We start from the raw sequence: 24,416 nt of genomic DNA, 5'->3' as shown, positions 1-24,416 counted from the left end.
AGCATGAGCATGCTGATCACACTGGGCCAGTTTGCCTTCGGCATCGACACACTGGCATTCGACAAGCTGGTGCGCAGCAGCACCTGGCGCCACCCGAGCAACAGCCGCGTGGGCGCGCGCCCCGCCCGCCAGTCGCTGGGCCCAGGCGATGAAACGCTGGGCCTGACCGGCGTGCTCGCACCCGAGTTCCGGGGCACGGCCAAGTCGCTGGACGACCTGCGCGAAATGGCCGACCAGGGCAAGGCATGGGCCCTGGTGGGCGGCGAAAGCATCCTGGGCGCCTGGGTCATCGAGAGCCTGCAGCAGACCGGCACGCACTACACACCGGGCGGCAAGCCGCGCCGCATCGAGTTCGATCTCAAGCTGGCCCGCGTGGACGACCACCTGGCCGAAGGCAGCGGCGGCGTCGATCCCTGGCCCGATGAAGACTTCTGGGAATGGTGGATCTGATGGCCACGCAGGAATACTTGTACGCCAAGCCCCAGTACGAAATCGTCCTGGACGGGCACGACATCACCAGCCAGGTGGACACGCGGCTGATGAACCTGACGCTGTCCGAATCGCGCGGCGAAGAGGCTGACAAGCTGGACATCACGCTGGACGACAGCGATGGGCGCCTGCCCATGCCGGGCAAGGGATCCAAGATCGCGCTGAAGCTGGGCTGGGCCGGCCACGGCCTGGTCGACAAGGGCACCTACGAGGTGGACGAGGTGGAGCACCAGGGCGCGCCCGACAGGATCGTGGTGCATGCGCGCTCGGCCGAGCTCAAGCGCCAGCTGCGCACGCGCTCCGAGCACAGCTACCACAACAGCACGCTGGGCCAGATCGTGCGCAGCATTGCGCAGCGCAACGGCCTGCAGGTGCGCGTGGACGCGCAGTTCGAGAACCTGCGCGTGGACCACATCGACCAGACCCACGAGAGCGACCTGAACTTCTGCAGCCGCCTGGCGCGCCAGTACGATGCCGTGTGCACGGTCAAGAAGGGCAAGCTGGCCTTCATCGCCATCGACAGCAAGATCACCGCTGCCGGCCAGGCCGTGGAGGCCGCCACGCTCACGCGCGCCGTGGGCGACAGCCACAACTACCACACGGCCGCACGCAACGACTACAGCGGCGTGCGCGCGTACTGGAACGACGCGGATCGTGCCGAGAAACGCAGCGCCACGCAGGGCGCCGAGGACAACGAAAAGCGCCTGAAGGACACCTACGGCAGCGAGGCCGAGGCGCAGGCCGCCGCCAAGGCCGAGATGGGCCGCATCAACCGCGCCAAGGCCACCATGGGCCTGAAGCTGGCGCTGGCGCGGCCCGACCTGATGCCGCAGACGCCGCTGAAGCTGCAGGGGTTCAAGGCGGAGATCGATGACACGCCGTGGCTGGTCGTCAAGATCCAGCACGAGCTGGGCGACGGCGGCTTCACCTCCAAGCTGACGCTGGAGACGCGTGCCAAGTGAGCGAGAGGTAGGCCGGTAGAACGCGTCTTGGAACGGGCCGGCGCAGGCCGTTCAGCGCGCGGCCAGGGTCGCCACGGCCATGATGGCGGCGCGGCCCGAATCGTCGGCCCGGCCGTAGCAATCGAGCAGCTCGCGCTCGTCGGGCGCCAGGGTCTGGACCGATGCGTTCGCATGCTGGCCCGTGACCACATAGAGGACATCCACGCCCAGGCCCGCCATCACGGCCAGGGCGGCCGCATTGGGCGATTGCTCGCCCTTCTCCCAGGTGGCCAGGGTGCCGCGCGAGACGTCGCAGGCGTCGGCCATGGCGAGCTGCGCCACGTCCAGACGCAGACGCTCTTGCCTCAGCCTTTCACCGATGTGATCGAAATTTCTTCTATTCATCAATTGACATGCTCGAAATTTCAAGCAATGATGCAGTCAGCGTGTAACCAAACCATCCAAACCATCCCAAATACTACATGACAGCCATGCACTCCCCCAGAGCCGTGCCCGGTATCCCTGCGGATCCGGTGCTTCATGACAGGCCCGTGCCACTGCGCATGACGGCATCCGAACGCGAACGCCACGCCCGCTATGCCAGCCGTGAAAGCCGCAGCGCCTCCAACTTCGCGCTGAAGCTGTACCGCATGGGCATGCAGCAGTACGAGCAGCAGATGCCGCCGCTGCCCCAGGCCGATCAGGCGCGATAGCCACCCGCGCCGACCTGTTCACCGCCTTGTCTTCGATCCCAACTGCCCCCAGGAGCCTGCCATGCGCATGATGTGCCCCCACTGCAACGAACACGCCTACACCCGCACCAGCCTGCAGCTGACCAGCACCAGCCGCGAGACCATCTTCCAGTGCCGCAACTTCGAGTGCGGCCATGTGTTCTCGGCGGTGACCGAGATCAACCGCACCATCAGCCCCAGCGCCATCCCCAACCCCATGGTGATCCTGCCGATGAGCACGCACATCAAGCGCAAGCTGCTGCAGACCCAGCTGGACGCCATGCCGTCATCGCAATACGAAGGCGCAGCGCACCGCGCAGCCCAGGCGGCCGAATCCGCCCAATCCCCCAAGGCGCGCGCAGCTAGCGCGGCCGGGGCGCCTTCGCCGCTCCTGACGGCGCCCCACCCGGCGCGCGGGCAGCCCGCCTGCACCGCCGCCACCCCACCCCCTTTCCCGCAACCTGCGGAGCCTGCATGAAGGCCCTGCGGGATGCGCTCACCCTGAAACGACCTGGACAGACCATGAAGCTCGGCGACCTGCGCCTTTCCGATCTGATGCGACTGCTGCGGGCAGACGATGCGCCCGCGCCCGAATACCGGCCCGAGGACCCGCCCGCGCTGCCCGAGGCCTACCAGCGCCTGAGCGTCCAGGACTGCCGCATCCGCCTGCGCGAACTGCAGCGCGAGGCCGCGCAGCGCTGCGCCAATGGCCGCTGCGGCAGCGCCGAAAGCCGCGAATGGGCGGGCCTGGCCAGCCACTACCGCATGGCCCTGGTGCTGCTGGCGGGCATAGACGGCGAGATCGAGGAACTGGCCCTGCGCGACTGGCGCGAAATGCCGCCGCCCGAGCGCGACGCCATCCGCCGCCAGATCCGCGCGCTGCGCAGCTGCCTGCTGCCGCTGCGCGCGCTGGCCCTGAGGACCTGAGCCCATGTCCGTCCTGCTCGCCGCCAAATCCACCGGCCGCAGGCTGCGCACCGCCAGCCTGCAGCAATGGGACCAGCACAAGCCGCGCCCCCACATGGTCCAGCGCGCCATGCAAGCGCTGGAAAAAGCCTTGCCCCCGCAGTGGCTGCAGCCCATGAAGCTGCTGGGCCTGGGCGACTGGCAAAAGGGCGCGCAAAACGCCAACGGCCAGCCCGAATGGGCTGCCTGCCACGACGCGCTGGCCGCCATTGACGACTTTGCCAGCCGCCACGGCCGTGCGGCCGAGTGGAACCTGGACGACTACGAGATCTGCCAGATGGCCAGGCGCCTGAGCGACGAAGTCGGTGAGCTCGACGCCGGCGCCCAGGCCCAGAACATGGACCTGGCCGCACGCGTGGACCTGGTGCGGCTGATGCTGCGCATGCTGGGCCTGCAGGAAAGCACGCCACTGGCCGGCGAGCCCGCCATCCGCCGCGCGCTGGACGCCGCCTGGTGGCGCCGCATGCTGCGCCGCCACGTCACGCGCACCGTGGAGGCCGGTGCCGTCAAGCTGGGCATCGTCAACCGCCGCACCGGCGGCTACGCCAGCAACGCCACCGTGCGCCGGCGCACCGCGCAGATCGAGCGCAACGCCCGCGCGCTGGAGCGCAGCCTCTACCGGAACGAGGCCGGCCAAGTCTTCACCCTGGCCGAGCTGGCCGCGCTGTCGCCGGCCAACCCCGTGATCCGTGGCGGCGAGCTGATGACGCGCATCCGCGGCGCAGAGGAATATGCCGACGCGCGCAGCCACGTCGGCCTCTTTCTCACGCTGACGGCGCCCAGCCGCTTTCACGCCGTCACGCTGGGCAGCGGCGGCCGGCCGCGTCCCAATCCCCATTACGACGGCCACAGCACGCCGCGCGATGCCCAGCTGTGGCTGCGCACCATGTGGGCGCGCGTGCGATCGCACCTGGGCCGCCAGCGCATCGCCATGTACGGCATCCGCGTGGCCGAGCCGCACCATGACGCCACGCCGCACTGGCACGCCCTGGTCTGGGCCGAGTGCGAGGAGCACGCCCAGCACATCGAGGCCGCCATCCGCAAATGGTGGCTCAGCGAAGATGGCGACGAGCGCGGCGCCCAGCGCAACCGCGTCAACGTCAAGCGCATGACCGGCGGCGGCGCTGCCGGCTACGTGGCCAAGTACATCGCCAAGAGCGTGGGCCATGCGGCCCTGGCCGACCACCTGGACGTGGTGCAGGGCCGCCTGTGGGATGTGGAGCAGGGCGGCATGCCCGGCCACCGCCGCGTGGACGCCTGGGCCGCCTGCTGGGGCATTCGCCAGTTCCAGGCCGTGGGCATGCCCAGCGTCTGCGTCTGGCGCGAGCTGCGCCGTGTCAGCAAGGACCAGGTCGAACAGATCCGCATCGACGGCGACAAGGCCAGCTGGAAGGCCTGGGGCGCCAGCCACCGCCACGGGCCCGACATCCCCGCCGACTGGCGCCGCTACATGGAAGCCATGGGCGGCCACTGCCTGGCCCGCGACCGCTGGCACCTGCGCATGGCACGCCGCCCCGTGCCCGCCGGAGCCGTCAACCAATACGGCGAGGCCATCGCGCCCGGCTGCGGCCGCGTGGTGGGCCTGGAAACCCGGCGCGGCCAGTGGCTGGTCTCGCGCCGCATCGCCTGGCGCAGCGTGGCGCGCGCCACGCTGGAGTTCCAGGAAGCCCACGGTGCGGAAATCGCCAAGGGCGCCGACGTGGCCCCGCCGGCCCTGCCCGCCCGCGCGCCGCTGGCGCGCGCTTGGACTGGTTTCAATAACTGTACGGCCCGGCTCACGGGCCACACGCTGCGCGCCCTCCTCGGCCGCGGCGGGCTCCAGCGCGAGGACCGGGCCAACCCGTCCGCACCCGATTCGGGTGCCGATTCAGTGCCCCATTCCGTGCTGCACCGCCCCGCATCCGGCGCCACGCCATCCAACCACCCTTTCTTTACCAGCTGATCCACCCCAGGAGGACCCACCATGCACCACAACATCACCGCCCTGCGCAGCTACCGCGCCACCCTCATCCCCCACGGCGTGGACGCCGCGCAGCTGGATCAACTGGCCGACGCCCGCCTGCTGCCCGTGCTGCGCCTGAAGGCGGCCAGCGCCAGCCATGCCCAGGCCTGCGCCCTGCTGGCCAGTGGCCGGCCCGTGCTGCGAGTCGAGCGAGTTGAGCGAGTCGGGCGCATTGAACGTGTGGAGCGCAAGAAGGCAGGCAAGTCCATCACGCCGCGCCACGCCTGAGCAAGCACCCAAGCACCGGACACGACATCGGAGAACACCGCAATGACGCAACAGAACATGGAACTCTTTCACAGCGCCCCGCGCCTGGACACCCAGGGCATCGCCAACTACCTGGGCCTGAGCCGCGAGCACGTCACCGCGCGCCTGACCAAGCGCCCGGACTTTCCCAAGCCCTTCATCAACGCCAGCCGCCGCATCCGCTACTGGCGCATGGCCGACGTCAAGGCCTGGGCCGAGGGGCGCCGGTGAGCCGGCACCAGGCCATCGCCGTGCGCTCAGTGATCGCTGCCCGCAAGAAAACGGCGAGCCTGGTCGCGCGCCCCGTCGAAGATCTGCCGGGCCATAGGCTGCGGCACGCTGGCCGGCAGGCGCGGCTGCAGCCGGTCGATGGCGCCGTCCAGCGCCTCGACCATCTCCACCATGCTCTCCCACAGGCCTGCGATGCGCGTGGTCTCGGCCAAGGCCTTCCAGTGGCGGCGCTGGATCTCGGCCAGGCGGTAGTGGCGGCTGCGCCCCGGCAGGGCCATGGCCATCCTGGCGCGCTGGCGGGCAATCTTGCCGTGGCCATGGCCGATGATGGGCCAGGCCGACAGCACGTCGTACAGCGGCGTCATCTCATAGCCGCCGCCCGGCTGCAGAAACACCGAGAAATTCTTGGCATGCCCGTCCGTGGCCGCCAGCAGCCAGAACGCCAGCTGGGCCATCACGAAGCGGGCGCAATCCTGGGCAGGCTCGCTGCCATGCTGCAGCACCTGCAGGCACTGCAGCATGCCGGGCCCGCCGTGGGTCTCGTACTTGTTGGCGCTGGCAACGCCGCGCACCTGGCAGAAATCTTCCTGGGGCAGGCGCGCAATCCAGCCCTGGGCCGTCCAGGCGCGGTCAAAGCGCTCCACGCACAGCACCTGCTGCCCGCCAAAGCTCTCGATGCTGCTGTCGGCCACGGCAAAGCCCAGCTCGGCCAGCAGGCGGGCGCACAGCCACTCATTGGCCACTGACTCGCTCAGGTCGTAGTGCCAGTGCGGCACCACGCCGATGGCCGGCTTCAGGATATGCGTGGTCGGCGTCGCGCCCAGCGGGCGGCACCACTGGCCGCCATGGCGCAGCACCGCCGTCTTCTCCTGCGCACCGGCAATGGACAGCCGGAACTCCTGCTCCACCTCCAGCGCACCAAACCCGCCACCCAGGCTGGCCAGGTGCTCTGCAATCTGCGCATCGCTCAGCGGCTCGAAGCGCACCTGGTCAAAACCGTCGGGCACGGCACCCTCGGGCAGCAGCTGCACGGCACCCACGCAATCGCGGCCAATGGCCTCCAGCAGCGAAAACGCATCGATCCCGCGCAGCCCGAAGCGCTGGTGAATGCGCCGGCGAATGCCCTCGCCGTCCGGCAGCAGGTTGTCGAAATAGTGGGCCACCACCTCGCCCGCCACCGTCAGGTCGCGGGTGAAGGGCATGGACAGTGACAGCGGCCGCGCATGCGCGCTCTGCGGCCAGGCCGGGTCATAGGCGAACACATGGCGGCCCGTGCGCGTGACCTCCCAGGTGCCCACCCGCTCCCCATTCATCCAGACGCCCAGCGCCGCCATCACCAGGACCCTTTCGGCTTGCGGTCCTGCCAGTGCGGCGGCAGCGCCTGCGGCTTGAAGGCCACGGGGCGGTCGGCGGACTTGCGGGGCGCGTTGTCACCCGCGTACGGTTGTGGAGCGGGCTCGGCAACCTTCAACGCAGCAGGCACAGGCACAGGCACAGGCACAGGCACAGGCACAGGCACAGATGCAGACGCAGAAGAAGCCACCGCATCCGCCCTGGGCCGCATGAGCAGATCGGCATCCAGCAGCTGCAGGATCTCCATCAGCTGGCGCACGCTGATGGCGGCCGGGTCACGCTCTATCGCCGCCACACGCGACTGGGACACGCCCAGCCGCTGTGCCAGTTGAGCCTGGCTCACGCCAGCGGCCTTGCGCAGCGACTTCAGGTGCAGCGCAAGCTGATCGGGCAGTTGCAACAGGTGGTCCATGGTGTTCTCCTGGCCAGGGCATTCAAAATATCATCTCAAGATGATGAATTGAAATTATCACTCTAGAATAATATTGTCAACATATCATATTGGAGTGATATTTCTGGCAGCCATAGTGCCTACAACCGTGCCGCGATGTCCTCGGCCGTCTCCCGGTAATAGGTGTTGAACAGCTCGTTGATATCCACGTGGCCGCTGATGCGGGCCAGCGTCATCACATCCACGCGCTTGCTCAGCCAGGTCAGCGCCGTGGCGCGCAGGTCATGGAAACGCAGGCCCTGCACCATCACGCGGTCGCGCAGCTTGCGGTAGAGCGTGTCGCGGCTGGCGTCGCTGATGGTCCAGTAGGCGTCGCGCCCGGCAGCCTCGGCGGCGGCGTCCAGCACGCGCAGCAGGCGCACGGCACGGCGCGTCAGCGGCACACGGCGCTCGCCCACCTTGGCCTCGGTCTTGTGGTGCGGCAGGTGGTAGACCCGGCGCTTGAGATCCACATTGCTGCGGCCCATGCGCAGGATCTCGCCGCTGCGCATGGCCGTGTGCAGGGCCACCAGCATGGTCCAGGCCGTCTGCTCCATGGCGGTGACAGGCGCCAGGCGTGGCGAGACATTGGCCGAACGCAGCATGCGCCGCACCTCGCTCCACTGCCCCGTGCGCCGGCGCGCATGGGACTTGGCCGGCAGCTTGATCTCGGGCCAGGGGCTCTTGCCCACCCATTTCCACTGCTTGACCGCAAGAGTCCAGATCGGACGGAACTGCTGCGCCTCGCGCAGCACACTGGCGCCGGAGACCTGCTGCAGCCGCGCGTCGCGCCAGCGCGCCAGGTCGTCACCCGTGATCTCGTGGAACACCTTGACGGCCAGCTCGGGAAACTCGCGCAGCCAGGCATCAAAGCGCAAATGGTCGGCCCGCGCCGTGCTGGCCGTCTTTTTGTCGGTGACCTCGCGCCGATAGCGCTCCACCGCCTCGGCCAGCGTGCGCCGCGGAAACTCCCCGCGCGCGCCGGCCAGAATGGCCGCCTCCTCGGCCACGGCCCAGCCCTGCGCCTCGGCCTTGGTCGCCCGCGTGGCGGTGCGTCGAATACCCGCTCGCTCCACCTCGGCCCGCCAGCCGTTCTTAACCTTCCGGAAATACGCCATCCCACCTCCTGCAGCCCGCGCGGGATCACAAGCGGGATCTGCGCGGGATTGCGATGTGATTTTGCGCTGTTTTGTGCCGGTTTCAACCTGTTCCGTTTTGCCCCCAGAACCCAGAAAAAAAGCCCGCCTCCTCTACAGGAAGCGGGCTTGAGCAGTGTTCGCCGCAGTTGAGCGGCGTTGGTGCGTGGTGCGCGGGGGGGGACTCGAACCCCCACACCATTGCTGGCGTCAGGACCTAAACCTGGTGCGTCTACCAATTTCGCCACCCGCGCTGGTTCTTGGGGGAGCCGCCTGCGCGGCGGCTCCTAGGTCAGGGCGCAGATTCTAGCCGCAATTGCGGGGTGCATTGCCATACCCCGGATTTGAGCGGCGGCCTCTGCGTTTTCGCCGCCTCAATGCGTGGGCTCGCGGCGCACGCGGAACACGGCGGCGTACATGGCCGGCAGGGCCAGCAGTGTCAGCACCGTGGCCACGATCAGCCCGCCCATGATGGCCACGGCCATGGGGCCCCAGAACACGCTGCGCGACAGCGGGATCATGGCCAGCACGGCGGCAGCAGCCGTCAGCACGATGGGGCGCAGGCGGCGCACGGCGGCCTCGATGATGGCGTCCCAGGCCGGCACGCCGCGCGCGCGGTCGGTCTCGATCTGGTCGATCAGGATCACCGAGTTGCGCTGGATCATTCCCATCAACGCCACCACGCCCAGCAGCGCCACGAAGCCGAAGGGCCGGCCCAGCAGCAGCAGCGCCGCCGCCACGCCGGGAATGCCCAGCGGCCCGGTGATGAACACCAGCAGTGAACGGCTGACACTGCGCAACTGCAGCATGAGCAGCGTGAAGGTGAGGAACAGCATCACCGGCACGCCGGCAACGATGGCGTCCGAGCCCTTGGAGCTTTCCTCCACGGCGCCAGCCACATCGATGCGGTAGGCCGTGTCGCCTGCGGCATGCCAGCGCGCCTCGATCTCGCGCAGGCCGGGCAGCAGGGCATGGGTCAGCGTTGCGCCCTGCAGGCCCTCGCGCACATCGCCCTGCACGGTGATGGCGAACATGCGCTTTTCTCGCCACATCACGCCGGGCTCCCAGACCATCACGGGTTTGGCGATCTGCGTGAGCGGGATCGACTTGCCCGACGCCGTGGGCAGGTAGGCGTTGGCGATGTCGGTGATGGCATCGCGCTCCGAATACGGCGTGCGCAGCACGATGTCGATGAGCTTGTCACCCTCGCGGAACTGGCCCACGGTCGAGCCGCTGAGCATGACGCGGGCCGCCTGTGCGATGGCCTGGCTGCTCACGCCCAGGGCGCGCGCCTTGTCCTGGTCCACCTCCAGGCGCACGGCCTTGACGGACTCGTTCCAGTTGTCGTTGACGCCGCGCATGTCGGCGTTGGCGATCATGACCTGCTTGACCTCGTCGGCATAGGCACGCAGCTTTTGCGGATCGGTGCCGGAGACGCGGAACTGCACCGGATAGGGCACGGGAGGCCCGTTGGGCAGCAGCTTGACGCGGCCGCGCACCTCGGGGAACTCCTGGGCCAGCAGCGCCGGCAGCGATTTGCGCAGACGCTCGCGCGTGGGTAGGTCCTGGGCAACCAGGATGAACTGCGAGACGTTGTTCTGCGGGAACACCTGGTCCAGCGGCAGGTAGAAACGCGGCACGCCCGAGCCTACCCACTCGCTGACCGTGCGCACGCCGTCCAGCTGCATGAAGCGCTCTTCCACGCGGCGCGTGACGGCTTCGTTGGCGGCCAGCGACGTGCCCTCGGGGAACCAGATGTCCACCAGCACCTCGGGCCGGCTGGAATCCGGGAAGAACTGCTGCTGCACGCGCGACATGCCCACCAGGCCCAGCGCGAAGACCAGCACCGTGATGGCGATGGTCAGCCAGCGGTGCGTCACGCACCAGTTCACGGCGCGCCTAAAGCGGTTGTAGAACGGGCTGTCGAAGACTTCATGCTCGGCCGACGAGGCATTGAGGTTGGTCTCCTCGATGGGCACCTCGCCCGAGGCCACCTCGGGCGGCAGCGTGGCCGCGTGCGGCGGGCGCTTGAGCAGCAGCATGCCCAGGTAGGGAACGAAGTACACCGAGGCGAACCAGCTGAGCACCAGCGCAATCACCGTCACCGCGAAGATGGCGAAGGTGTACTCGCCCGTCATGGACTTGGCCATGCCGATGGGCAGAAAGCCCGCCGCCGTGATCAGCGTGCCGGTCAGCATGGGCTTGGCCGTGATCTCGTAGGCAAAGGTGGCGGCGCGGTACTTCTCGTAGCCCTCCTCCATCTTGCGCACCATCATCTCGACGGCAATGATGGCGTCGTCCACCAGCAGGCCCAGCGCGATGATCAGCGAGCCCAGCGACACCTTGTGCAGGCCGATGTTCCAGTACCACATGGCCAGGAAGGTCGCGGCCAGCACCAGCGGGATCGTGATGGCCACCACCAGTCCCGGGCGCGGGTCGATGTACCAGCGCTTCCACAGCGGCTGGTGGCCCTCGCGCTTGTGCAGGCCCAGGCTGATGAAGCTCACGGCCAGCACAACCACCACGGCCTCGATCAGCACCTGCAGGAACTCGTTGACCGAATCGGCCACGGCCTTGGGCTGGTCCTGCATGTTGGCCAGCTCCACGCCGGCCGGCAGCGTGCGCGCGATGTCGCCCACGGCGCCGCGCAGGGACTTGCCCAGGCGGATGATGTCGCCGCCCTTGGTCATGGACACGCCCAGCGCAATCGTCTCGCGGCCCTGGTGGCGTACCTTCACATTGGCCGGATCGGCATAGCCGCGGCGGATCTCGGCGATATCGCCCAGGCGCAGCTGCGCGCCCGATGCGCCGCGGATCGGCATGGCGCGCAGTTCATCCACCGCCAGGAACTGGCCGGCCACGCGCACCTGCACATCCTCGCGCGGTGTCTGCAGCACGCCTGCGCCCTCGATGGCGTTTTGCTGGCCCAGCTGGCCCAGCACTTGGTTCATGTCCAGGCCCAGCTGCGACAGGCGGCGCTGCGACAGCTCGATGTAGACCTTCTCGTCCTGCACGCCGAACAGCTCGACCTTGGCCACATCGGGCACGCGCAGCAGGCGCTGGCGCACGTCGTCGGCCATGGTCTTGAGCTCGGCGTAGCTGAAGCCGTCGGCCTGCAGGGCGTAGATCACGCCATAGACATCGCCGAACTCGTCATTGAAGAACGGCCCCTGCACGCCCTGCGGCAGGGTGTAGCGCATGTCGCCGATCTTCTTGCGCACCGTGTACCACAGCTGCTGGACATCGCCGGGGCGCGAGTTGTCCTTGAGCTGGAAGATGATCATCGACTCGCCGGGCTTGGAGTAGCTGCTGATCTTGTCGGCGTAGGGCACCTCCTGCAGCGTGCGCTCGATCTTGTCGGTGACCTGCTCGGCCATCTGCTGCGCCGTGGCGCCCGGCCAGTTGGTGCGCACCACCATGGCGCGGAAGGTGAAGGGCGGGTCCTCGTCCTGCCCCAGCTGGAAATACGAGGCAAAGCCCAGCAGGAGCAGCACGACGATGAAATAGCGCGTCAGCGCCACATGGTCCAGGGCCCAGCGCGAAAGATTGAAGTGCGCGCCCTGCGGCGCCTTGTGCTTGGGCCCGCTCATTGGGCCGCTCCGCTGGGCGCAGCGCCTGCGGCGGCAGGTGCCTGTGCAGGCTGTGTCTGTTGCGGCCGCTGCTGAGCCGGCTGCTGCTGTGCCGGCTGCGTGGCCTTGTCATAACGGTCCTGATAGACCGTGACCTTCTGGCCTGGCGTGAGCACATGCACGCCGGCGGCCACCACCTGCATGCCGGGCGTCAGGCCAGCGGCAATCACGGCCTCGTTGCCATCGGCCGTGGCCAGTTGCACGGGCTGCAGCTTCACCGTGCTGCTGGCGGCATCGAACACCCACACGGCCGTGCCCTGGCCACCGCCGCCTTCCTGGCGCAGCGCCGTGGTCGGCAGCTTGATCACGGGCTGGCCCGTGGGGCCCATGCCCTCGGGCAATGCGTGGACCGTGGCACCCAGCGGCGGCACGGCGGCGGCGTCCGAAGTGGGCAGTGCCACCTTCACCTGGTAGGTGCGCGTGACGGGATCGGCGCTGGCCGCCACCTCGCGCACCTGACCCTGCAGCGGCTGCATGCCGGCCGACCAGGGACGCACATTCACCTTCTGGCCCACGCGGATGGCGCCGCGCTTGTCTTCGGGCACCACGAACACCACGTCGCGCGGGCCGTCCTGGGCAATGCGCACCACGGGTGAGCCGGCCGACACCACCTGGCCGGGCTCGGCGTCTATGCCGGTCACCACGCCAGGCACATCGGCCAGCAGTTGGGCATAGGACTCCTGATTGCTCTGCGATGCCAGCTGCGCCTTGGCCTGGTCCAGCGTGGCCTGGGCGGACTTGAGCGTGGCCTCGCGCCGCTCCAGCTCCGCACCACTGATGAAGTTCTGCGCCTTCAGCTGCGAGTAACGCCTCACATCGGCGGCGGCAAGATCGCGCTGCGTGGTCGCGGCCGCCACCTGGGCGCGCGCGGCGTCAGCTCCCAGCCGGTAGTCGCTGGCATCGAGCCGCGCCAGCAACTGGCCGGCCTGCACGTGCTGGCCCAGCTCCACCTCGCGGCGAACGAGCTTGCCGGCCACGCGAAAGCCCAGGCGCGACTCTATGCGCGCGCGCACCTCGCCCGCGTACTCCAGTTGCGTGTCCAGCGCGCCCACGCCTACGGTGAGCAGCTTGACGGCGCGCACCGGCTCGGGCGGCGGCTCGGCCTTGGAGCAGGCGCCCAGCGCCAGCGCGGCGGCCAGGCACAGAGGGGCAAGAAGAAGATGGCGCGGCAAAGCGCGCGCGGCAGGGTTCGATGGCAAGTCGGGCATGTGGATCCGGGAGGGCTGGTGCGAAAAGCGGCTGCGGGCTGCAAGATCCGGGCAACATGCCGCGGCAGCTGGCTGGCGCCGTTTACTGACTGACGGGTTAGTAATTTAGGAGAAGCCCTTGAGCCCGTCAAGTGAAATGCATGGCCTTGCGCGCAGCATCGACAATCGGCCACCGTGAAGTCCACCGCTCCCACCCTGCCCGCCTCCCCCGCCCCGGTCACGCACTACGAGAACTTTCCCGTGGCGTCCTGGCTGTGCCCGCCCCGCTTGCGCCCGCCGATTGCCGCGCTCTACCACTTCGCACGCACTGCAGACGATCTGGCCGACGAGGGCGACGCCACGCCGTCCGAGCGCCTGGCCGCGCTGGCCGCCTACCGTGCCGACCTGATGGCGCTGGGCACCGAAGGCGAGGCCCCCATGCTCGCCCGCACGGCCTGGCCTCTTGTCTTTGCAGGGCTGGCGCCGCAAGTACGCGCCCACCAGCTGCCGCTGGCGCTGATGGACGACCTGCTCAGCGCCTTTGCACAGGACGTGCGCAAGACCGATTCCGGCACCACCTACGCCGACCGCGCCGAGCTGCTTGACTACTGCCGCCGCTCGGCCAACCCCGTGGGCCGGCTGCTGCTGCATCTGTACGGAGTGGATGATGCCGAATCGCTGGCCCGCAGCGACGCCATCTGCACCGCCCTGCAATTGATCAATTTCTGGCAGGACTTCAGCGTGGACCTGCCGCGCGGGCGCCACTACCTGACCGATGCCGACTGCGCCGCCCATGGCGTGCGGCGTGAAGACCTGCGCGCCGAGCCCGCTGCACTGACCCCTGCCGTGCGCGCACTGCTGGCCGACCAATCGGCATGGGCGCGCGCCCTGATGCTGTCCGGCGCACCGCTGGTGCACCGCCTGCCGGGCCGCATCGGCTGGGAGCTGCGTCTGGTCGTGCAGGGCGGGCTGCGCATCCTGGACAAGGTCGATGCACTGCAGGGCGCCAGCCTTTACCGCCGCCCCACCGTCGGCAAGGCCGATGCGCCGCTGCTGCTGTGGCACGCCCTGCGCATGTGATGGTGGGCCGGCCGTTGCGACACCCAGGCTTTGGCTCCCAGCCGTCCATGGGACAATCCGGCCCCATATGAATCCGGATCAGTACGTCCAAGACAAGGCTGCCGCCTCGGGCAGCAGCTTTTATTACGCCTTCCTCTTCCTGCCGCGCGAGCGCCGTGCCGCCATCACCGCCTTTTATGCGTTCTGCCGCGAAGTGGACGACGTGGTGGACGAAGTCTCCGACCCCGGCGTGGCCGCCACCAAGCTCGGCTGGTGGCAAAACGAAGTGCACCAGGCCTTTGCAGGCAAGCCCTCCCATCCCGTGATGCGGGCGCTCATGCCGCACGCCCCGGTCTACGCCATCGAGGAGCGCCACCTGCAGGCGGTCATCGACGGCTGCCGCATGGACCTGGAGCAGACCCGCTACCTGGACTTCCAGGGCCTGACCCGCTACTGCCACCTGGTCGCAGGCGTGGTCGGTGAAGTGGCCGCGCGCATCTTTGGCCAGACACAGGAAGAAACCACCGCCTACGCCCACAAGATGGGTCTGGCCTTCCAGCTGACCAACATCATCCGCGACGTGGGCGAGGACGCCATGCGCGGACGCATCTACCTGCCCATCAGCGAGCTGCAGCAGTTCGACGTCAAGGCGCATGAGATCACCAAGCGCGAGTACTCCGACCGCTTCACCGCGCTGATGCGCTTTCAGGCCGAGCGCGCCCACCGCCTCTACGACGAGGCCCTGGCCCTGCTGCCCGCCGCCGACCGCCGCACGCAAAAGCCCGGCCTGATGATGGCCAGCATCTACCGCACCCTGCTGCGCGAGATCGAGGCCGACGACTTCCGCGTGCTGCACCAGCGCATCAGCCTGCCGCCTCTGCGCAAGCTGTGGCTGGCCTGGAAGATGCAGGCGCTGGGGCGCATGGCGCGGTGAGCAGAGACAGCGCCAAGCACACGCCTCGCGCCGCTCAGCCGCGCGCCGCCATCCTCGGCGGAGGCTGGGCCGGCTTCGCGGCCGCCCTCACGCTGGCGCGCAGCGGCTGGCGTATCACCCTGCACGAGGCCGCACGCGAGCCCGGCGGCCGTGCGCGCGGCATGGACCTTGACACGCCACAGGGCCCGCTGCGCGTGGACAACGGCCAGCACATCCTCATCGGCGCCTACACCGAAAGCCTGCGCCTCATGCGCGAGGTGGGCGTGGACCCTGAACAGGCCCTGCACCGCCAGCCCATGGCCCTCCCCTATGCCGATGGCAGCGGCCTGCGCTTTCCCGACTGGCCTGCTCCGCTGGATGCGCTGGCCGGCATTGCCACCGCACGCGGCTGGAGCCTGGGCGAGCGTGCAGCCCTGCTGGCGCGCGCCGTGCGCTGGCGGCTGGCGGGCTTTCGCTGCGCGCCGCAGGCCACCGTGGCCGACCTGTGCGCCGGCCTGCCGCAGCGCCTGGTCAGCGAGTTCATCGACCCGCTGTGCATCTCGGCGCTCAACACGCCCATTCACCTGGCCAGCGGCACGGTGTTCCTTCGCGTGCTGCGCGATGCGCTGTTCAGCGGCCGTGGCGGCTCGCATTTCCTGGTGCCGCGCCGTGACCTGGGCAGCCTGTTCCCGGCGCCGGCCGCGCAGTGGCTGCAGGAGCGCGGCCACGCCGTGCGCCTGGGCAGCCGCGTGGCCGAACTGCAACCCCAGGGCCCGCACTGGACGCTGGGCGCAGCCCAGGCCGAAGACGCGCCCTTCGACGCCGTGCTGCTGGCCTGCCCCGCGCCCGAAGCAGCGCGCCTGGCACTCACCGCCGCCGAGCACGACAGCCTGCCTGCGCGCGACGGCATTGCCCTGCAGCGCTGGGCGCAACTGGCCCAGGACCTGCAGCACCGCCCCATTGCCACCGTCTATGCGCAGACCGGCGATCCCTCACACACATTGCCCCCGGGCGCGCCCTGGCTGGCGCTGCGCTCCACGTCCGATGCCCCTGCGCAATTTGTCTTCGACCGTGGGCAACTCGGCGGCCCTCAGGGCCTGATGGCCTTCGTCATCAGCGACAGCGCATCGGACCGCGAAACCCTGCAGGCCCAGGTGCTGGCCCAGGCCCGGGCGCAGTTGGGCTGGCATGGACTGGTTGCGCTGCGCACCGTGATCGACAAGCGCGCCACCTTCGCCTGCCTGCCGCAGCTGCAGCGCCCCGGCATGGAGTTGGGCCATGGCCTGTGGGCCTGCGGCGACCATGTGGATGGACCGTATCCGGCCACCATCGAAGGCGCCGTGCGCAGCGGCCTGCAGGCGGCCGAGGCCATCGGCCAGGCCCTGGGAGCCGAGGGAAAAGCCTGATCCCCCGGGTATCTCCGTAGCCTGCAGCCCCTGGTTTGACAGCAGATTGACAGCCGCCCGCGCCACCATCGCTGGCGCCGCATCCGCTGCCCATTCACTACAACGATAGCCAGGAGACCAGACATGCCTTCGCGCGACTTTCTTCACCACGCAGACCTGCCCCCGCTCGGCCGCCGCCAACTGCTGGCCGGCACGGGCGCCATGGCCCTGTCGGGCCTGCTGCCTGCGGCCGCGCTGGCGCAGGACGCCTGGCCCACACGCCCCATCCGCTTTGTCGTGCCCTTTGCGCCGGGCGGCAGCTCGGAAATCGTGGCGCGCTCCACGGCGGCCGAGCTGTCCAAGACCCTGGGCCAGAACGTCTTCGTGGACAACAAGCCCGGCGCGGCCGGCAACATCGCCATGCAGGAAGTGGCGCGCGCCGATGACCAGAGCACCGTCATCCTGGGCCACATCGGCACCCTGGCCGTCAATCCCTACATCTTCGACAAGCTCCCCTACGACGCGAACAAGGACTTCCAGCCTGTCAGCCTGCTGGCCAAGGTGCCCAGCCTGTACGTGGTCCACCCTGACGTGCCGGTCAAGAACCTGCGCGAACTCATCGCCTACGCCAGGAAGAAGCCCGGCCAGCTCAGCTACGGCTCGGCCGGCAATGGCAGCGCCGGGCACCTGGCCTTCGAGTACCTGAAGATGACGGCCGAGATCTTCATGCTGCACGTGCCCTATCGCGGCACGGGGCCGATGATGACGGACCTGATGTCGGGCCGCCTGGACGCTGCCTCCGTGGGCGCCGCCGCCCTGCTGCCCTTCATCAAGGCCGGCAAGGTGCGCTGCATCGCCACGGGATCGACCCAGCGCCTGCCCCAGTTGCCCGACGTGCCCACCGTGGCCGAGCAGGGCTTCCCGGGCTTCGAGATGACGCAGTGGTACGGCATGCTCGCGCCCTCCAGCATGACCCGAGCCCACGTGGACAAGCTGGCTGCCGAATGCGCCAAGGCCGTCAAGGCGCCCGACGCGCTCAAGCGCCTGCAGGGCGATGCGGCCGAGCCCATCGGCAGCACGCCCCAGCAGTTCGCACAGTTCATTGCCACCGAGCAGACGCGCTGGCAAAAGGTGCTCAAGCGCGCCCAGGTCAAGCCGGACTGAGCGCAGGCCCAGACCCCGGCACAGGCCCCGGCATCAGCTGGCCGGGCCTGCCTTCTCGGCCATGGCGCGCAACACGCCCTGGCCGGCCTTTTGCACATGCTCGGCGCTCAGGCGCGCGGCCTGGTCCGCGTCGCCCTGCTCTATCGCCGCCACGATGGCATCCAGCTCGGCCAGCGTCTGCGGCAGGCGCCCGGGCTGGGACATGGAGATGCGCCGCAGCACCGTCACGCGGTTGTTCAGTTGCCGCAGCATCTGGCCGGCCACCAGATTGCCGCAGCCCTCGATCAGGATGTCGTAGAACTGGTTCTTGATCGCCAGCAAAGCCACCTTGTCGCTGGCCACGGCGGGCACGGCCAGCTCGCCCAGCTTGGCGCGCAGCGCGGCGCGCTGGCCTGCCGAGGCATGCAGCGCAAAGCCCCGGCTGGCCAGCCCCTCCAGGCTGGCCCGCACCTCGTAGATATCGCGCACCTCCTGCACCGAGATGTCCGTGACCTCGGGGCCGCGGTGCGGAACGATGGTGATCAGCCCCTCGGCCTGCAGGTGCTGCAGGGACTCGCGCAGGCACGAACGGCTCACATCAAGGCTCTCGCACAGTTCGCGCTCGGACAGCTTCTGGCCCGGCGCAAACACGCCATCGAGGATGGCCGTGCGCAGGGTCTGCGTCGTGCGCAGGCGCAGCGACGTTTCTTCGCGGGGGACACGCAGCATCTGGTTCATGGGACGAATCCTACCCGCCAATCCAGGGGCCGAACGGACTGACGGATTGTCATACACACACCTGGCCCGGCAGGCAATCCCGATTTTCATCAAGTATGATTGTCTGACAATCTGATTAAATCCACTCCACCGAAAGACATCTTCACCGTTTTCCATCAGGAGTTTTCATGACCCGAGCCTATGCACCCAAGAACCCCGCCCTCTTCGACCAGGGCCTGTCCACCCGCCGCGAGGTGCTGGGCGCCGAGTATGTCGATGCGTCCATCCAGAACGCCACGGACTTCAACATCGACATGCAGGAGCTGGTCACCCAGTACTGCTGGGGCGATGTCTGGAACCGCCCGGGCCTGGACCGCAGGACGCGCTCCTTCCTGAACCTGGCCATGATCACGGCGCTGAACCGCCCGCATGAACTCAAGCTGCATGTGCGCGGCGCCATCAACAACGGCCTGACCAAGGAAGAGGTCAAGGAGGTCTTCCTGCAGACCGCCATCTACTGCGGCGTGCCGGCCGCCATCGACTCCTTCCGCGTGGCTTCGGAAGTCTTCAAAGAGATGGACATCTGAGGCACGCAGCATGACCACCATAGGATTCATCGGCCTCGGAATGATGGGCCAGCCCATGGCCCACCTGCTGCACGCCGCAGGGCACGCCCTGGTCATCCGGGACGCCGTGCCCGCCGCCACCGCACGATTCGCGCAGGAGCATGCGGGCGTGGCCGTGGCATCCGGCGCGGCCGACTTTGCCGGCTGCAGCGTGGTCTTCACCATGCTGCCCGACTCCCGCATCGTCGATGCCGTGGTCGGCGAACTGGCACCGCACCTGCCGCCCGGCGCCTGCATCATCGACATGAGCTCGGCCGACCCCAACCGCACGCGCGCGCTGGCCGGCCTGCTGGGCGAGCGCGGCATCGGGCTGCTGGATGCGCCGGTCTCCGGCGGCGTCAAGCGCGCCATTGCGGGCACGCTGTCCATCATGGTCGGGGGCGATGCGGACCTGCTCGCCCAGCACCTGCCGCTGCTGCAGCGCATGGGACAGGCCATCACCCATGTCGGCCCGTGGGCGCGGGCCATGCGCTCAAGGCGCTGAACAACTATGTCTCGGCAGCGGCCCTGATCGCCACGGCCGAGGCCATCCACGCAGGCGCGGCCTTCGGCATTGCGCCGGCCACCATCGTGGACGTGATCAATGCCTCCACCGGCAAGAACAACACCACCGAAAACAAGGCCCACCAGTTCATGCTGAACGGCGCCTTCAACTCGGGCTTCTCGCTGGCGCTGCAGGCCAAGGACGTGGGCATTGCCCTGTCGCTGGGCCAGGCCATGCACACGCCCATGGCACTGGCCGAACAGGTCAGCGCCATGGCGGCCGAGGCCTCCAGGTCCCTGGGACCCGCCGCCGACCACACCGAGCTGTACAGGTACGTGGCCCCGGCCTGAGCCTGCGCCGTCTCGCCGTCGTGAAGGGCCGCATGCGGCCCTTGCCTTCCTGCCTCACGCCACCAAACACGCCACCGACAACCGGCCGCACAGAGCCGGCGGCCCCTGCACGCGCCTCCAGGAGACAAACCCATGCGCCCCCTCATCAGCAATCCTCTCGCCCAGACCCTTCTCGCCGCCGCGCTGGCAGCAGCCAGCCTTGCCGCCCAGGCCTTCCCCAACAAGCCCGTCACCATCGTCGTTCCCTACGCGGCCGGAGGCTCCACCGACGTGCTGGCCCGCGTGCTGGCCGAGGCCATGACGCGCGACCTGGGCCAGCAGGTCATCGTCGAGAACCTGGGCGGCGCCGGTGGCACCATCGGCACCAGCCGCGTCACACGCGCCCAGGCCGACGGCCACACCCTGCTGTTGCACAACATGGGCATTGCCACGGCACCCGCGCTCTACAGCAAGCTGGCTTTCGATGTGAGGCGCGACCTGGAACCCATCGCGCTGGCCGGCGACGTACCCATGATCCTGGTGCGCAGCAAAGGCTTTGCGCCCGCCACGCTGGCGGACTTCATCGCCCACATGAAGGCCAAACCGGGCGAAGTGCGCTTCTCGCATGCCGGCGTAGGCGCCACCTCCCACCTGTGCGCCATGCTGCTGCTGCAGACCACCGGCACCGAGGCCACCCTGGTGCCCTACCGTGGCACGGGCCCGGCCCTGCAGGACCTGGTGGCAGGCAATGTCGATGTCATCTGCGACCAGCCCGTGGCCACCGGCCCGCACATACAGGCGGGCATGCTCAAGGGCTACGCCGTCGCCACGCGCGAACGCCTTCCCTCCCTGCCCGATGTGCCCACCTTCGCGCAGGCCGGCCAGCCCGGCTTCGAGCTTGCCGTATGGCACGGCCTCTACGCCCCGCGAGGCACGCCCCAGGCCGTCATCGAGCGCCTCAACAAATCCCTGCGCACCGCCCTGTCCGAGCCCGCCCTGGTCAAGCGCTTCACGGACATGAGCGTCATCATCCCGCCCGCAGACCGCCTCACCCCCGACGCCCTGCGCAAGCACACGGCTGCCGAAATCAAGCGCTGGGACCCGGTGATCAAGGCTGCGGGGGCCAAGGCGGAATAGAGGCGCAGCAAGGAGCAGGCAGGCCAGGAAGATAGGCGCGCTGAGCAGGGCACAAAAACCCGACGCAGCCCAAAGCCTGGGACACCGAGCAAGGGCCGCCCCGCCGCGAGGGTGTCGTCCCCCTCCCGCGAAGCGAGAGAGGGGGAAGCCGCGCAGCGGCTCAGGGGGTGACGATCATTTTTCCATCCACCACTGGATGACGATCTTGGCGATGTAGCCCACAAAGCCCACGCCCAGGCCCAGGAAGATCACGAAGGTGCCGAACTTTCCTGCCTTGGACTGGCGCGCCAGCTGCAGGATGATGAACACCATGAAGAGGATGAAGGCCCCCACGCCATAGGTGAGGAAGAAATGGGCGATCTGTTCTTCTGTATACCCGAATATCACGACAACACCGTCCTACATCCTCCCCTGCAGGCCCGGCCGGTCCGGGCCCGCCCGGCTCAACGCGCCGGAAAGGCCGACGCATCGACCAGATCGCGGTACGCGTGCCAGCTCGCGTGCCCCAGCAGGGGCATCACGGCCACCAGTCCCAGCAGCCAGCTGCCCAGGCCCAGCAGGGTCAACAACACAATGAGGGCGGCCCACAGTGCCAGAGGCACAGGGTTGGCCAGCACGGCCAACCAACTGGTCAGCACGGCCTGGCGCACCGTCACCCGCCTGTCCAGCATCAGCGGCATGGCCACCACGCTGGACGCAAAAATAGGCGCTGCCAGAAAACTGCCCAGCGCCAGCCATATCGCAAACAACTGCCCGTCGCGGGCCAGCACCACGTGCTGCACGAAATCCGCCGGGGTGGCGATGCGCACGGGTGAGAGCACGGTGATCAGCGAGGCCGACACCAGCACCCAGCCCGTGGCCGCCAGCGACAGCAGCAGCCCGAACTGCACCAGGCACCAGTAGCCGCCCTGCCCATCGGCCTTGGCGACATGGCAGTTTTGCCAGCGCGTCCAGGTGCGCCGCACCAGGGACAGATCGGCAGCCTCGCCGCGCTCCAGCGCACGGCTGATGGCGTAGAGGCTGGTTGCCACGACAGGGCCGACGATCAGGAATCCCGACAGGGCCCCGGCCATCAGCCAAAAGCGATTGTGCCCCAGCGTCAAGATCAAAAACCCGATCAAGGTCAAGACCAGGCCATGTGCCAGGCTCAGCGAGGGCGCCCTGGCCATGTCGCGCGCGCCACGCGCCAGCCAGCTCAGGGGGTGTTTCCAGCCGATGCTGCGCACGGCGGGGAGGACGGGGGGTGGAAGAAAGCGGTGCTGTGGCTGGTGGGCATGGCATGGCGCGGCTTCGCGGGCAGGCAGGGTCAGCTGTCAGCCAGCCCCTGGCACAACTGCGCAAGGCTGGCCACCGTGACGTGGGGCGTGGACCCCTCGTGAGGCCATGCTACGCCCGTGCGGTTGAGCCAGACTGCGTGCATACCCGCATCCATGGCGCCCAGCGCATCGAGCCGCGCGTCGTCGCCAATGTGCAGCACCTCGTCAGGCGCCACGCCTGCCGCCGCCGCTGCCGCGTGGAAAAAGCGCACATCGGGCTTGGCCATGCCGGCCTTGGTGGCGCTCAGCGCGGCATGGAAATGCTCGCCGATGCCCACCACGTGCACGCTGGCGTTGCCGTTGCTCAGCGCCACCACGGGCCAGCGCGCGGCCAGGAACTGCAGGGCGGGCAGCGCGTCCTCGTACAGGTCCACCCGCTGGCGCTCGGCAAAGAAGATATCGAAGGCCGTTTCCGCCAGGCCGCCATCGTCGCCATTGCGCTGCAGCGCCAGGCGGATGGACTCGCGGCGCAGGCCGCTCAGGTCGTGGGCAAGGTCCGGGCGGTCACGCTCGATCTGCACGCGGATGGCGCGCAGGGTGGCCACGTCGCGCAGCGCTGCGGCCGTGGTGGGCGCATGGGCGTGCAGCCAGTCCAGCAGCACCTGTTCGGCGCGCGAGATGGCGGGCCATACGGGCCACAGCGTGTCGTCCAGGTCGATGGAAATGGCGCGGATGCGGCCGCTGCGGCGCAGCTGCTGCAATGCGGCCAATGCAGGGGCAAGAGAGGATTCGGCGAGGGGGGCGATGGTGGCTTGGGACATGGTTCGAGCATAGCGAAGGCCGCCGTCGCCGGCAGCAGCCGGGTCATCCGACTCGCGTGGCAGGCGGCTCCGTCCTGCCACAATCGGCCCCATGCCTTCCCGCTTCGCGCCAGAACCTCCATTCCGCCACGACCAACCCCAGCGCACCGCCGTGCTGCTGTGCAACCTTGGAACGCCCGATGCGCCCACGGCCCCGGCCGTGCGCCGCTACCTGGCGCAGTTCCTGGGCGACGACCGCGTGGTCGAGATCCCCAGGATTGCCTGGCTGCCCATCCTGCACGGCATCATCCTGCGCACGCGGCCGGCCAAGTCGGCGGCCAAGTACGCCACCGTCTGGCATGAGAAGGACGGCTCCCCCCTGCAGCACTGGAGCGCGCGCCAGGCCCTGCTGCTGCGCGGCTGGCTGGGCGAGGCCGGGCACAACGTGCTGGTGCGCCATGCCATGCGCTACGGCAACCCGTCCATCCCCAGCATGCTCGATGCCCTCAAGGCCGAGGGCGCCACGCGCATCCTCATCCTGCCGCTGTACCCGCAGTACTCGGGCACGACCACGGCCAGCGTGTTCGACGCGGTCTACGACTGGGCCCGCACCCAGCGCCATATTCCCGAGCTGCGCTTCGTCAACCGCTACCACGACGACGCCGCCTACATCGACGCGCTGGCCCAGCGCATCGAGGCCCATTGGCGCAGCAACGGCCGTGGCGAGAAACTGGTCATGAGCTTTCACGGCGTGCCCGAGCGCACGCTGCACCTGGGCGACCCCTACCACTGCGAATCGCGCAAGACCGCACGCCTGCTGGCCGAGCGCCTGGGCCTGTCGCCCTCGCAATACCTGGTGACCTTCCAGTCGCGCTTTGGCAAGGCCAAATGGCTGGAGCCCTATACCGAGCCTTCGCTGATCGAGTTGGCACGCAGCGGCACCAAACGGGTGGACGTGGTCTGCCCCGGCTTCACCAGCGACTGCCTGGAAACGCTGGAGGAAATCAGCCAGGAAGCGCGCGAGGCCTTCATGCATGCCGGTGGCGAGCAGTTCGAGTTCATTGCCTGCCTCAACGACAGCGCGCCCTGGATCACGGCGCTGAGCCGCATCGCCCAGCAGCATATGCAGGGCTGGCCCACGCAGAAGGCGCCGCAGGCCGAACTGGACGCCAGCCTGGAACGCGCCAAGGCCGTGGGCGCACAGCGCTGAGGCCGTTCTGCATCTT

At 68.8% G+C, this 24,416-nt stretch carries 25 protein-coding genes, 1 tRNA gene and 1 pseudogene; 16 read left to right on the top strand and 11 right to left on the bottom strand.

Translation table 11 applies throughout. The features are described from left to right. The first annotated feature begins 9 nt into the window (after positions 1-9). Both CLV01_RS12450 and CLV01_RS12445 read left to right on the top strand, forming a co-directional pair. Positions 10-450, top strand: coding sequence for a phage tail protein (locus CLV01_RS12450; RefSeq protein WP_016450707.1), 441 nt, complete (start codon positions 10-12; stop codon positions 448-450). Beyond that, positions 450-1,451, top strand: a complete 1,002-nt coding sequence (locus CLV01_RS12445) for a contractile injection system protein, VgrG/Pvc8 family (RefSeq protein ID WP_257221277.1) — start codon at positions 450-452, stop codon at positions 1,449-1,451. Before CLV01_RS12450 ends, CLV01_RS12445 begins: the two co-directional genes overlap by 1 nt. Positions 1,452-1,502: 51 nt before the next feature. Here the strand turns inward: CLV01_RS12445 and CLV01_RS12440 are convergent, their stop codons facing one another. Further along, positions 1,503-1,835 (bottom strand): helix-turn-helix domain-containing protein, encoded by a 333-nt coding sequence (locus tag CLV01_RS12440; RefSeq protein ID WP_012204502.1) that lies wholly within the window; start codon positions 1,833-1,835, stop codon positions 1,503-1,505. Positions 1,836-1,921: 86 nt separating this feature from the next. On the opposite strand from CLV01_RS12440, the gene CLV01_RS12435 reads away from it, so the two are divergent. From CLV01_RS12435 to CLV01_RS12410, 6 genes are all read left to right on the top strand, one after another. Continuing rightward, complete coding sequence (locus CLV01_RS12435; RefSeq protein WP_224986487.1) at positions 1,922-2,143, top strand: hypothetical protein; 222 nt, start codon at positions 1,922-1,924, stop codon at positions 2,141-2,143. Positions 2,144-2,204: 61 nt separating this feature from the next. After that, positions 2,205-2,639: an ogr/Delta-like zinc finger family protein gene (locus CLV01_RS29900; RefSeq protein WP_257221276.1), complete on the top strand. Its 435-nt coding sequence runs from the start codon at positions 2,205-2,207 to the stop codon at positions 2,637-2,639. A 44-nt stretch (positions 2,640-2,683) separates the two neighbouring features. Then, entirely contained in the window at positions 2,684-3,088 is a 405-nt protein-coding gene (locus tag CLV01_RS12425) for a hypothetical protein (RefSeq protein WP_232244042.1), read from the top strand. A 4-nt stretch (positions 3,089-3,092) separates the two neighbouring features. Beyond that, positions 3,093-5,069: a replication endonuclease gene (locus tag CLV01_RS12420; RefSeq protein WP_099734181.1), complete on the top strand. Its 1,977-nt coding sequence runs from the start codon at positions 3,093-3,095 to the stop codon at positions 5,067-5,069. A 21-nt stretch (positions 5,070-5,090) separates the two neighbouring features. Then, on the top strand, positions 5,091-5,357 hold the full coding sequence (locus CLV01_RS12415; RefSeq protein WP_099734182.1) for a hypothetical protein: 267 nt from the start codon (positions 5,091-5,093) through the stop codon (positions 5,355-5,357). 42 nt (positions 5,358-5,399) lie between these two features. Continuing rightward, on the top strand, positions 5,400-5,606 hold the full coding sequence (locus tag CLV01_RS12410; RefSeq protein ID WP_012204496.1) for a helix-turn-helix transcriptional regulator: 207 nt from the start codon (positions 5,400-5,402) through the stop codon (positions 5,604-5,606). 26 nt (positions 5,607-5,632) lie between these two features. On the opposite strand, the gene CLV01_RS12405 is transcribed toward CLV01_RS12410, so the two are convergent. The 6 genes from CLV01_RS12405 to CLV01_RS12380 all read right to left on the bottom strand — a co-directional run bounded on the left by CLV01_RS12405 (position 5,633) and on the right by CLV01_RS12380 (position 13,362). Then, on the bottom strand, positions 5,633-6,940 hold the full coding sequence (locus CLV01_RS12405; protein ID WP_099734183.1) for a type II toxin-antitoxin system HipA family toxin: 1,308 nt from the start codon (positions 6,938-6,940) through the stop codon (positions 5,633-5,635). After that, entirely contained in the window at positions 6,940-7,371 is a 432-nt protein-coding gene (locus CLV01_RS12400) for a helix-turn-helix domain-containing protein (RefSeq protein WP_099734184.1), read from the bottom strand. The genes CLV01_RS12405 and CLV01_RS12400 overlap by 1 nt, the downstream gene beginning before the upstream one ends. A gap of 119 nt (positions 7,372-7,490) precedes the next feature. Next, complete coding sequence (locus CLV01_RS12395) at positions 7,491-8,507, bottom strand: tyrosine-type recombinase/integrase (RefSeq protein ID WP_099734185.1); 1,017 nt, start codon at positions 8,505-8,507, stop codon at positions 7,491-7,493. A gap of 185 nt (positions 8,508-8,692) precedes the next feature. Then, a tRNA-Leu gene (locus CLV01_RS12390) sits at positions 8,693-8,779 on the bottom strand. Positions 8,780-8,899: 120 nt separating this feature from the next. Continuing rightward, positions 8,900-12,115, bottom strand: a complete 3,216-nt coding sequence (locus CLV01_RS12385) for an efflux RND transporter permease subunit (RefSeq protein ID WP_043825239.1) — start codon at positions 12,113-12,115, stop codon at positions 8,900-8,902. Further along, a complete protein-coding gene (locus CLV01_RS12380) occupies positions 12,112-13,362 on the bottom strand; it encodes an efflux RND transporter periplasmic adaptor subunit (protein WP_099734186.1) in 1,251 nt (416 codons plus the stop codon). Before CLV01_RS12380 ends, CLV01_RS12385 begins: the two co-directional genes overlap by 4 nt. Before the next feature lie 174 nt (positions 13,363-13,536). Here CLV01_RS12380 and hpnC point away from each other — a divergent pair, with 174 nt between their 5' ends. The 4 genes from hpnC to CLV01_RS12360 all read left to right on the top strand — a co-directional run bounded on the left by hpnC (position 13,537) and on the right by CLV01_RS12360 (position 17,862). Beyond that, complete coding sequence (hpnC, locus tag CLV01_RS12375) at positions 13,537-14,421, top strand: squalene synthase HpnC (RefSeq protein ID WP_099734187.1); 885 nt, start codon at positions 13,537-13,539, stop codon at positions 14,419-14,421. Between the two features lie 67 nt (positions 14,422-14,488). Further along, entirely contained in the window at positions 14,489-15,334 is an 846-nt protein-coding gene (gene hpnD, locus CLV01_RS12370) for a presqualene diphosphate synthase HpnD (RefSeq protein WP_013803312.1), read from the top strand. Beyond that, entirely contained in the window at positions 15,331-16,719 is a 1,389-nt protein-coding gene (gene hpnE / locus CLV01_RS12365) for a hydroxysqualene dehydroxylase HpnE (protein WP_099735166.1), read from the top strand. The genes hpnD and hpnE overlap by 4 nt, the downstream gene beginning before the upstream one ends. A gap of 123 nt (positions 16,720-16,842) precedes the next feature. Beyond that, entirely contained in the window at positions 16,843-17,862 is a 1,020-nt protein-coding gene (locus tag CLV01_RS12360) for a Bug family tripartite tricarboxylate transporter substrate binding protein (RefSeq protein ID WP_097202878.1), read from the top strand. A 33-nt stretch (positions 17,863-17,895) separates the two neighbouring features. Here the strand turns inward: CLV01_RS12360 and CLV01_RS12355 are convergent, their stop codons facing one another. Then, a complete protein-coding gene (locus tag CLV01_RS12355; protein ID WP_034391668.1) occupies positions 17,896-18,579 on the bottom strand; it encodes a GntR family transcriptional regulator in 684 nt (227 codons plus the stop codon). Positions 18,580-18,746: 167 nt separating this feature from the next. Here CLV01_RS12355 and CLV01_RS12350 point away from each other — a divergent pair, with 167 nt between their 5' ends. The 3 genes and pseudogenes from CLV01_RS12350 to CLV01_RS12340 all read left to right on the top strand — a co-directional run bounded on the left by CLV01_RS12350 (position 18,747) and on the right by CLV01_RS12340 (position 21,134). Next, positions 18,747-19,145 carry a carboxymuconolactone decarboxylase family protein gene (locus CLV01_RS12350; protein WP_012204485.1) on the top strand — a complete coding sequence of 133 codons (399 nt, stop codon included), beginning with the start codon at positions 18,747-18,749 and terminating at the stop codon, positions 19,143-19,145. A 10-nt stretch (positions 19,146-19,155) separates the two neighbouring features. Further along, positions 19,156-20,018, top strand: a pseudogene (locus tag CLV01_RS12345) (NAD(P)-dependent oxidoreductase). 132 nt (positions 20,019-20,150) lie between these two features. Further along, positions 20,151-21,134 (top strand): tripartite tricarboxylate transporter substrate binding protein BugD, encoded by a 984-nt coding sequence (locus CLV01_RS12340; protein WP_099734188.1) that lies wholly within the window; start codon positions 20,151-20,153, stop codon positions 21,132-21,134. Between the two features lie 174 nt (positions 21,135-21,308). Here CLV01_RS12340 and CLV01_RS12330 read toward each other — a convergent pair whose 3' ends face one another. From CLV01_RS12330 to CLV01_RS12320, 3 genes are read right to left on the bottom strand one after another with little or no spacing between them, the layout of a single operon-like run. After that, positions 21,309-21,521 (bottom strand): DUF2788 domain-containing protein, encoded by a 213-nt coding sequence (locus CLV01_RS12330; protein ID WP_012204482.1) that lies wholly within the window; start codon positions 21,519-21,521, stop codon positions 21,309-21,311. A gap of 56 nt (positions 21,522-21,577) precedes the next feature. Next, complete coding sequence (locus tag CLV01_RS12325) at positions 21,578-22,438, bottom strand: DUF2189 domain-containing protein (RefSeq protein WP_373681084.1); 861 nt, start codon at positions 22,436-22,438, stop codon at positions 21,578-21,580. 2 nt (positions 22,439-22,440) lie between these two features. Beyond that, entirely contained in the window at positions 22,441-23,211 is a 771-nt protein-coding gene (locus CLV01_RS12320) for an HAD family hydrolase (protein ID WP_099734190.1), read from the bottom strand. A 91-nt stretch (positions 23,212-23,302) separates the two neighbouring features. Here CLV01_RS12320 and hemH point away from each other — a divergent pair, with 91 nt between their 5' ends. Continuing rightward, the gene (gene hemH, locus CLV01_RS12315; RefSeq protein ID WP_099734191.1) at positions 23,303-24,400 is read left to right on the top strand and encodes a ferrochelatase; all 1,098 of its coding nucleotides are present in this window, start codon (positions 23,303-23,305) and stop codon (positions 24,398-24,400) included. Positions 24,401-24,416 lie beyond the last annotated feature (16 nt).

This window comes from Delftia sp. 60 (genome assembly GCF_002754395.1).
GTDB lineage: Bacteria > Pseudomonadota > Gammaproteobacteria > Burkholderiales > Burkholderiaceae_C > Comamonas > Comamonas acidovorans.
Note: the sequence above shows the minus strand (reverse complement) of the source record. Positions and strands in the feature narration are given on the sequence as shown.

What these genes read in the sequence shown, in the direction of transcription:
- CLV01_RS12450 (WP_016450707.1), top strand. Translation starts at nt 10, where the DNA reads ATGCTGATCACACTGGGCCAGTTTGCCTTCGGCATCGACACACTGGCA.
- CLV01_RS12445 (WP_257221277.1), top strand. Translation starts at nt 450, where the DNA reads ATGGCCACGCAGGAATACTTGTACGCCAAGCCCCAGTACGAAATCGTC.
- CLV01_RS12440 (WP_012204502.1), bottom strand. Translation starts at nt 1,835, where the DNA reads ATGAATAGAAGAAATTTCGATCACATCGGTGAAAGGCTGAGGCAAGAG.
- CLV01_RS12435 (WP_224986487.1), top strand. Translation starts at nt 1,922, where the DNA reads ATGCACTCCCCCAGAGCCGTGCCCGGTATCCCTGCGGATCCGGTGCTT.
- CLV01_RS29900 (WP_257221276.1), top strand. Translation starts at nt 2,205, where the DNA reads ATGCGCATGATGTGCCCCCACTGCAACGAACACGCCTACACCCGCACC.
- CLV01_RS12425 (WP_232244042.1), top strand. Translation starts at nt 2,684, where the DNA reads ATGAAGCTCGGCGACCTGCGCCTTTCCGATCTGATGCGACTGCTGCGG.
- CLV01_RS12420 (WP_099734181.1), top strand. Translation starts at nt 3,093, where the DNA reads ATGTCCGTCCTGCTCGCCGCCAAATCCACCGGCCGCAGGCTGCGCACC.
- CLV01_RS12415 (WP_099734182.1), top strand. Translation starts at nt 5,091, where the DNA reads ATGCACCACAACATCACCGCCCTGCGCAGCTACCGCGCCACCCTCATC.
- CLV01_RS12410 (WP_012204496.1), top strand. Translation starts at nt 5,400, where the DNA reads ATGACGCAACAGAACATGGAACTCTTTCACAGCGCCCCGCGCCTGGAC.
- CLV01_RS12405 (WP_099734183.1), bottom strand. Translation starts at nt 6,940, where the DNA reads ATGGCGGCGCTGGGCGTCTGGATGAATGGGGAGCGGGTGGGCACCTGG.
- CLV01_RS12400 (WP_099734184.1), bottom strand. Translation starts at nt 7,371, where the DNA reads ATGGACCACCTGTTGCAACTGCCCGATCAGCTTGCGCTGCACCTGAAG.
- CLV01_RS12395 (WP_099734185.1), bottom strand. Translation starts at nt 8,507, where the DNA reads ATGGCGTATTTCCGGAAGGTTAAGAACGGCTGGCGGGCCGAGGTGGAG.
- CLV01_RS12385 (WP_043825239.1), bottom strand. Translation starts at nt 12,115, where the DNA reads ATGAGCGGGCCCAAGCACAAGGCGCCGCAGGGCGCGCACTTCAATCTT.
- CLV01_RS12380 (WP_099734186.1), bottom strand. Translation starts at nt 13,362, where the DNA reads ATGCCCGACTTGCCATCGAACCCTGCCGCGCGCGCTTTGCCGCGCCAT.
- hpnD (WP_013803312.1), top strand. Translation starts at nt 14,489, where the DNA reads ATGAATCCGGATCAGTACGTCCAAGACAAGGCTGCCGCCTCGGGCAGC.
- CLV01_RS12360 (WP_097202878.1), top strand. Translation starts at nt 16,843, where the DNA reads ATGCCTTCGCGCGACTTTCTTCACCACGCAGACCTGCCCCCGCTCGGC.
- CLV01_RS12355 (WP_034391668.1), bottom strand. Translation starts at nt 18,579, where the DNA reads ATGAACCAGATGCTGCGTGTCCCCCGCGAAGAAACGTCGCTGCGCCTG.
- CLV01_RS12350 (WP_012204485.1), top strand. Translation starts at nt 18,747, where the DNA reads ATGACCCGAGCCTATGCACCCAAGAACCCCGCCCTCTTCGACCAGGGC.
- CLV01_RS12340 (WP_099734188.1), top strand. Translation starts at nt 20,151, where the DNA reads ATGCGCCCCCTCATCAGCAATCCTCTCGCCCAGACCCTTCTCGCCGCC.
- CLV01_RS12320 (WP_099734190.1), bottom strand. Translation starts at nt 23,211, where the DNA reads ATGTCCCAAGCCACCATCGCCCCCCTCGCCGAATCCTCTCTTGCCCCT.
- hemH (WP_099734191.1), top strand. Translation starts at nt 23,303, where the DNA reads ATGCCTTCCCGCTTCGCGCCAGAACCTCCATTCCGCCACGACCAACCC.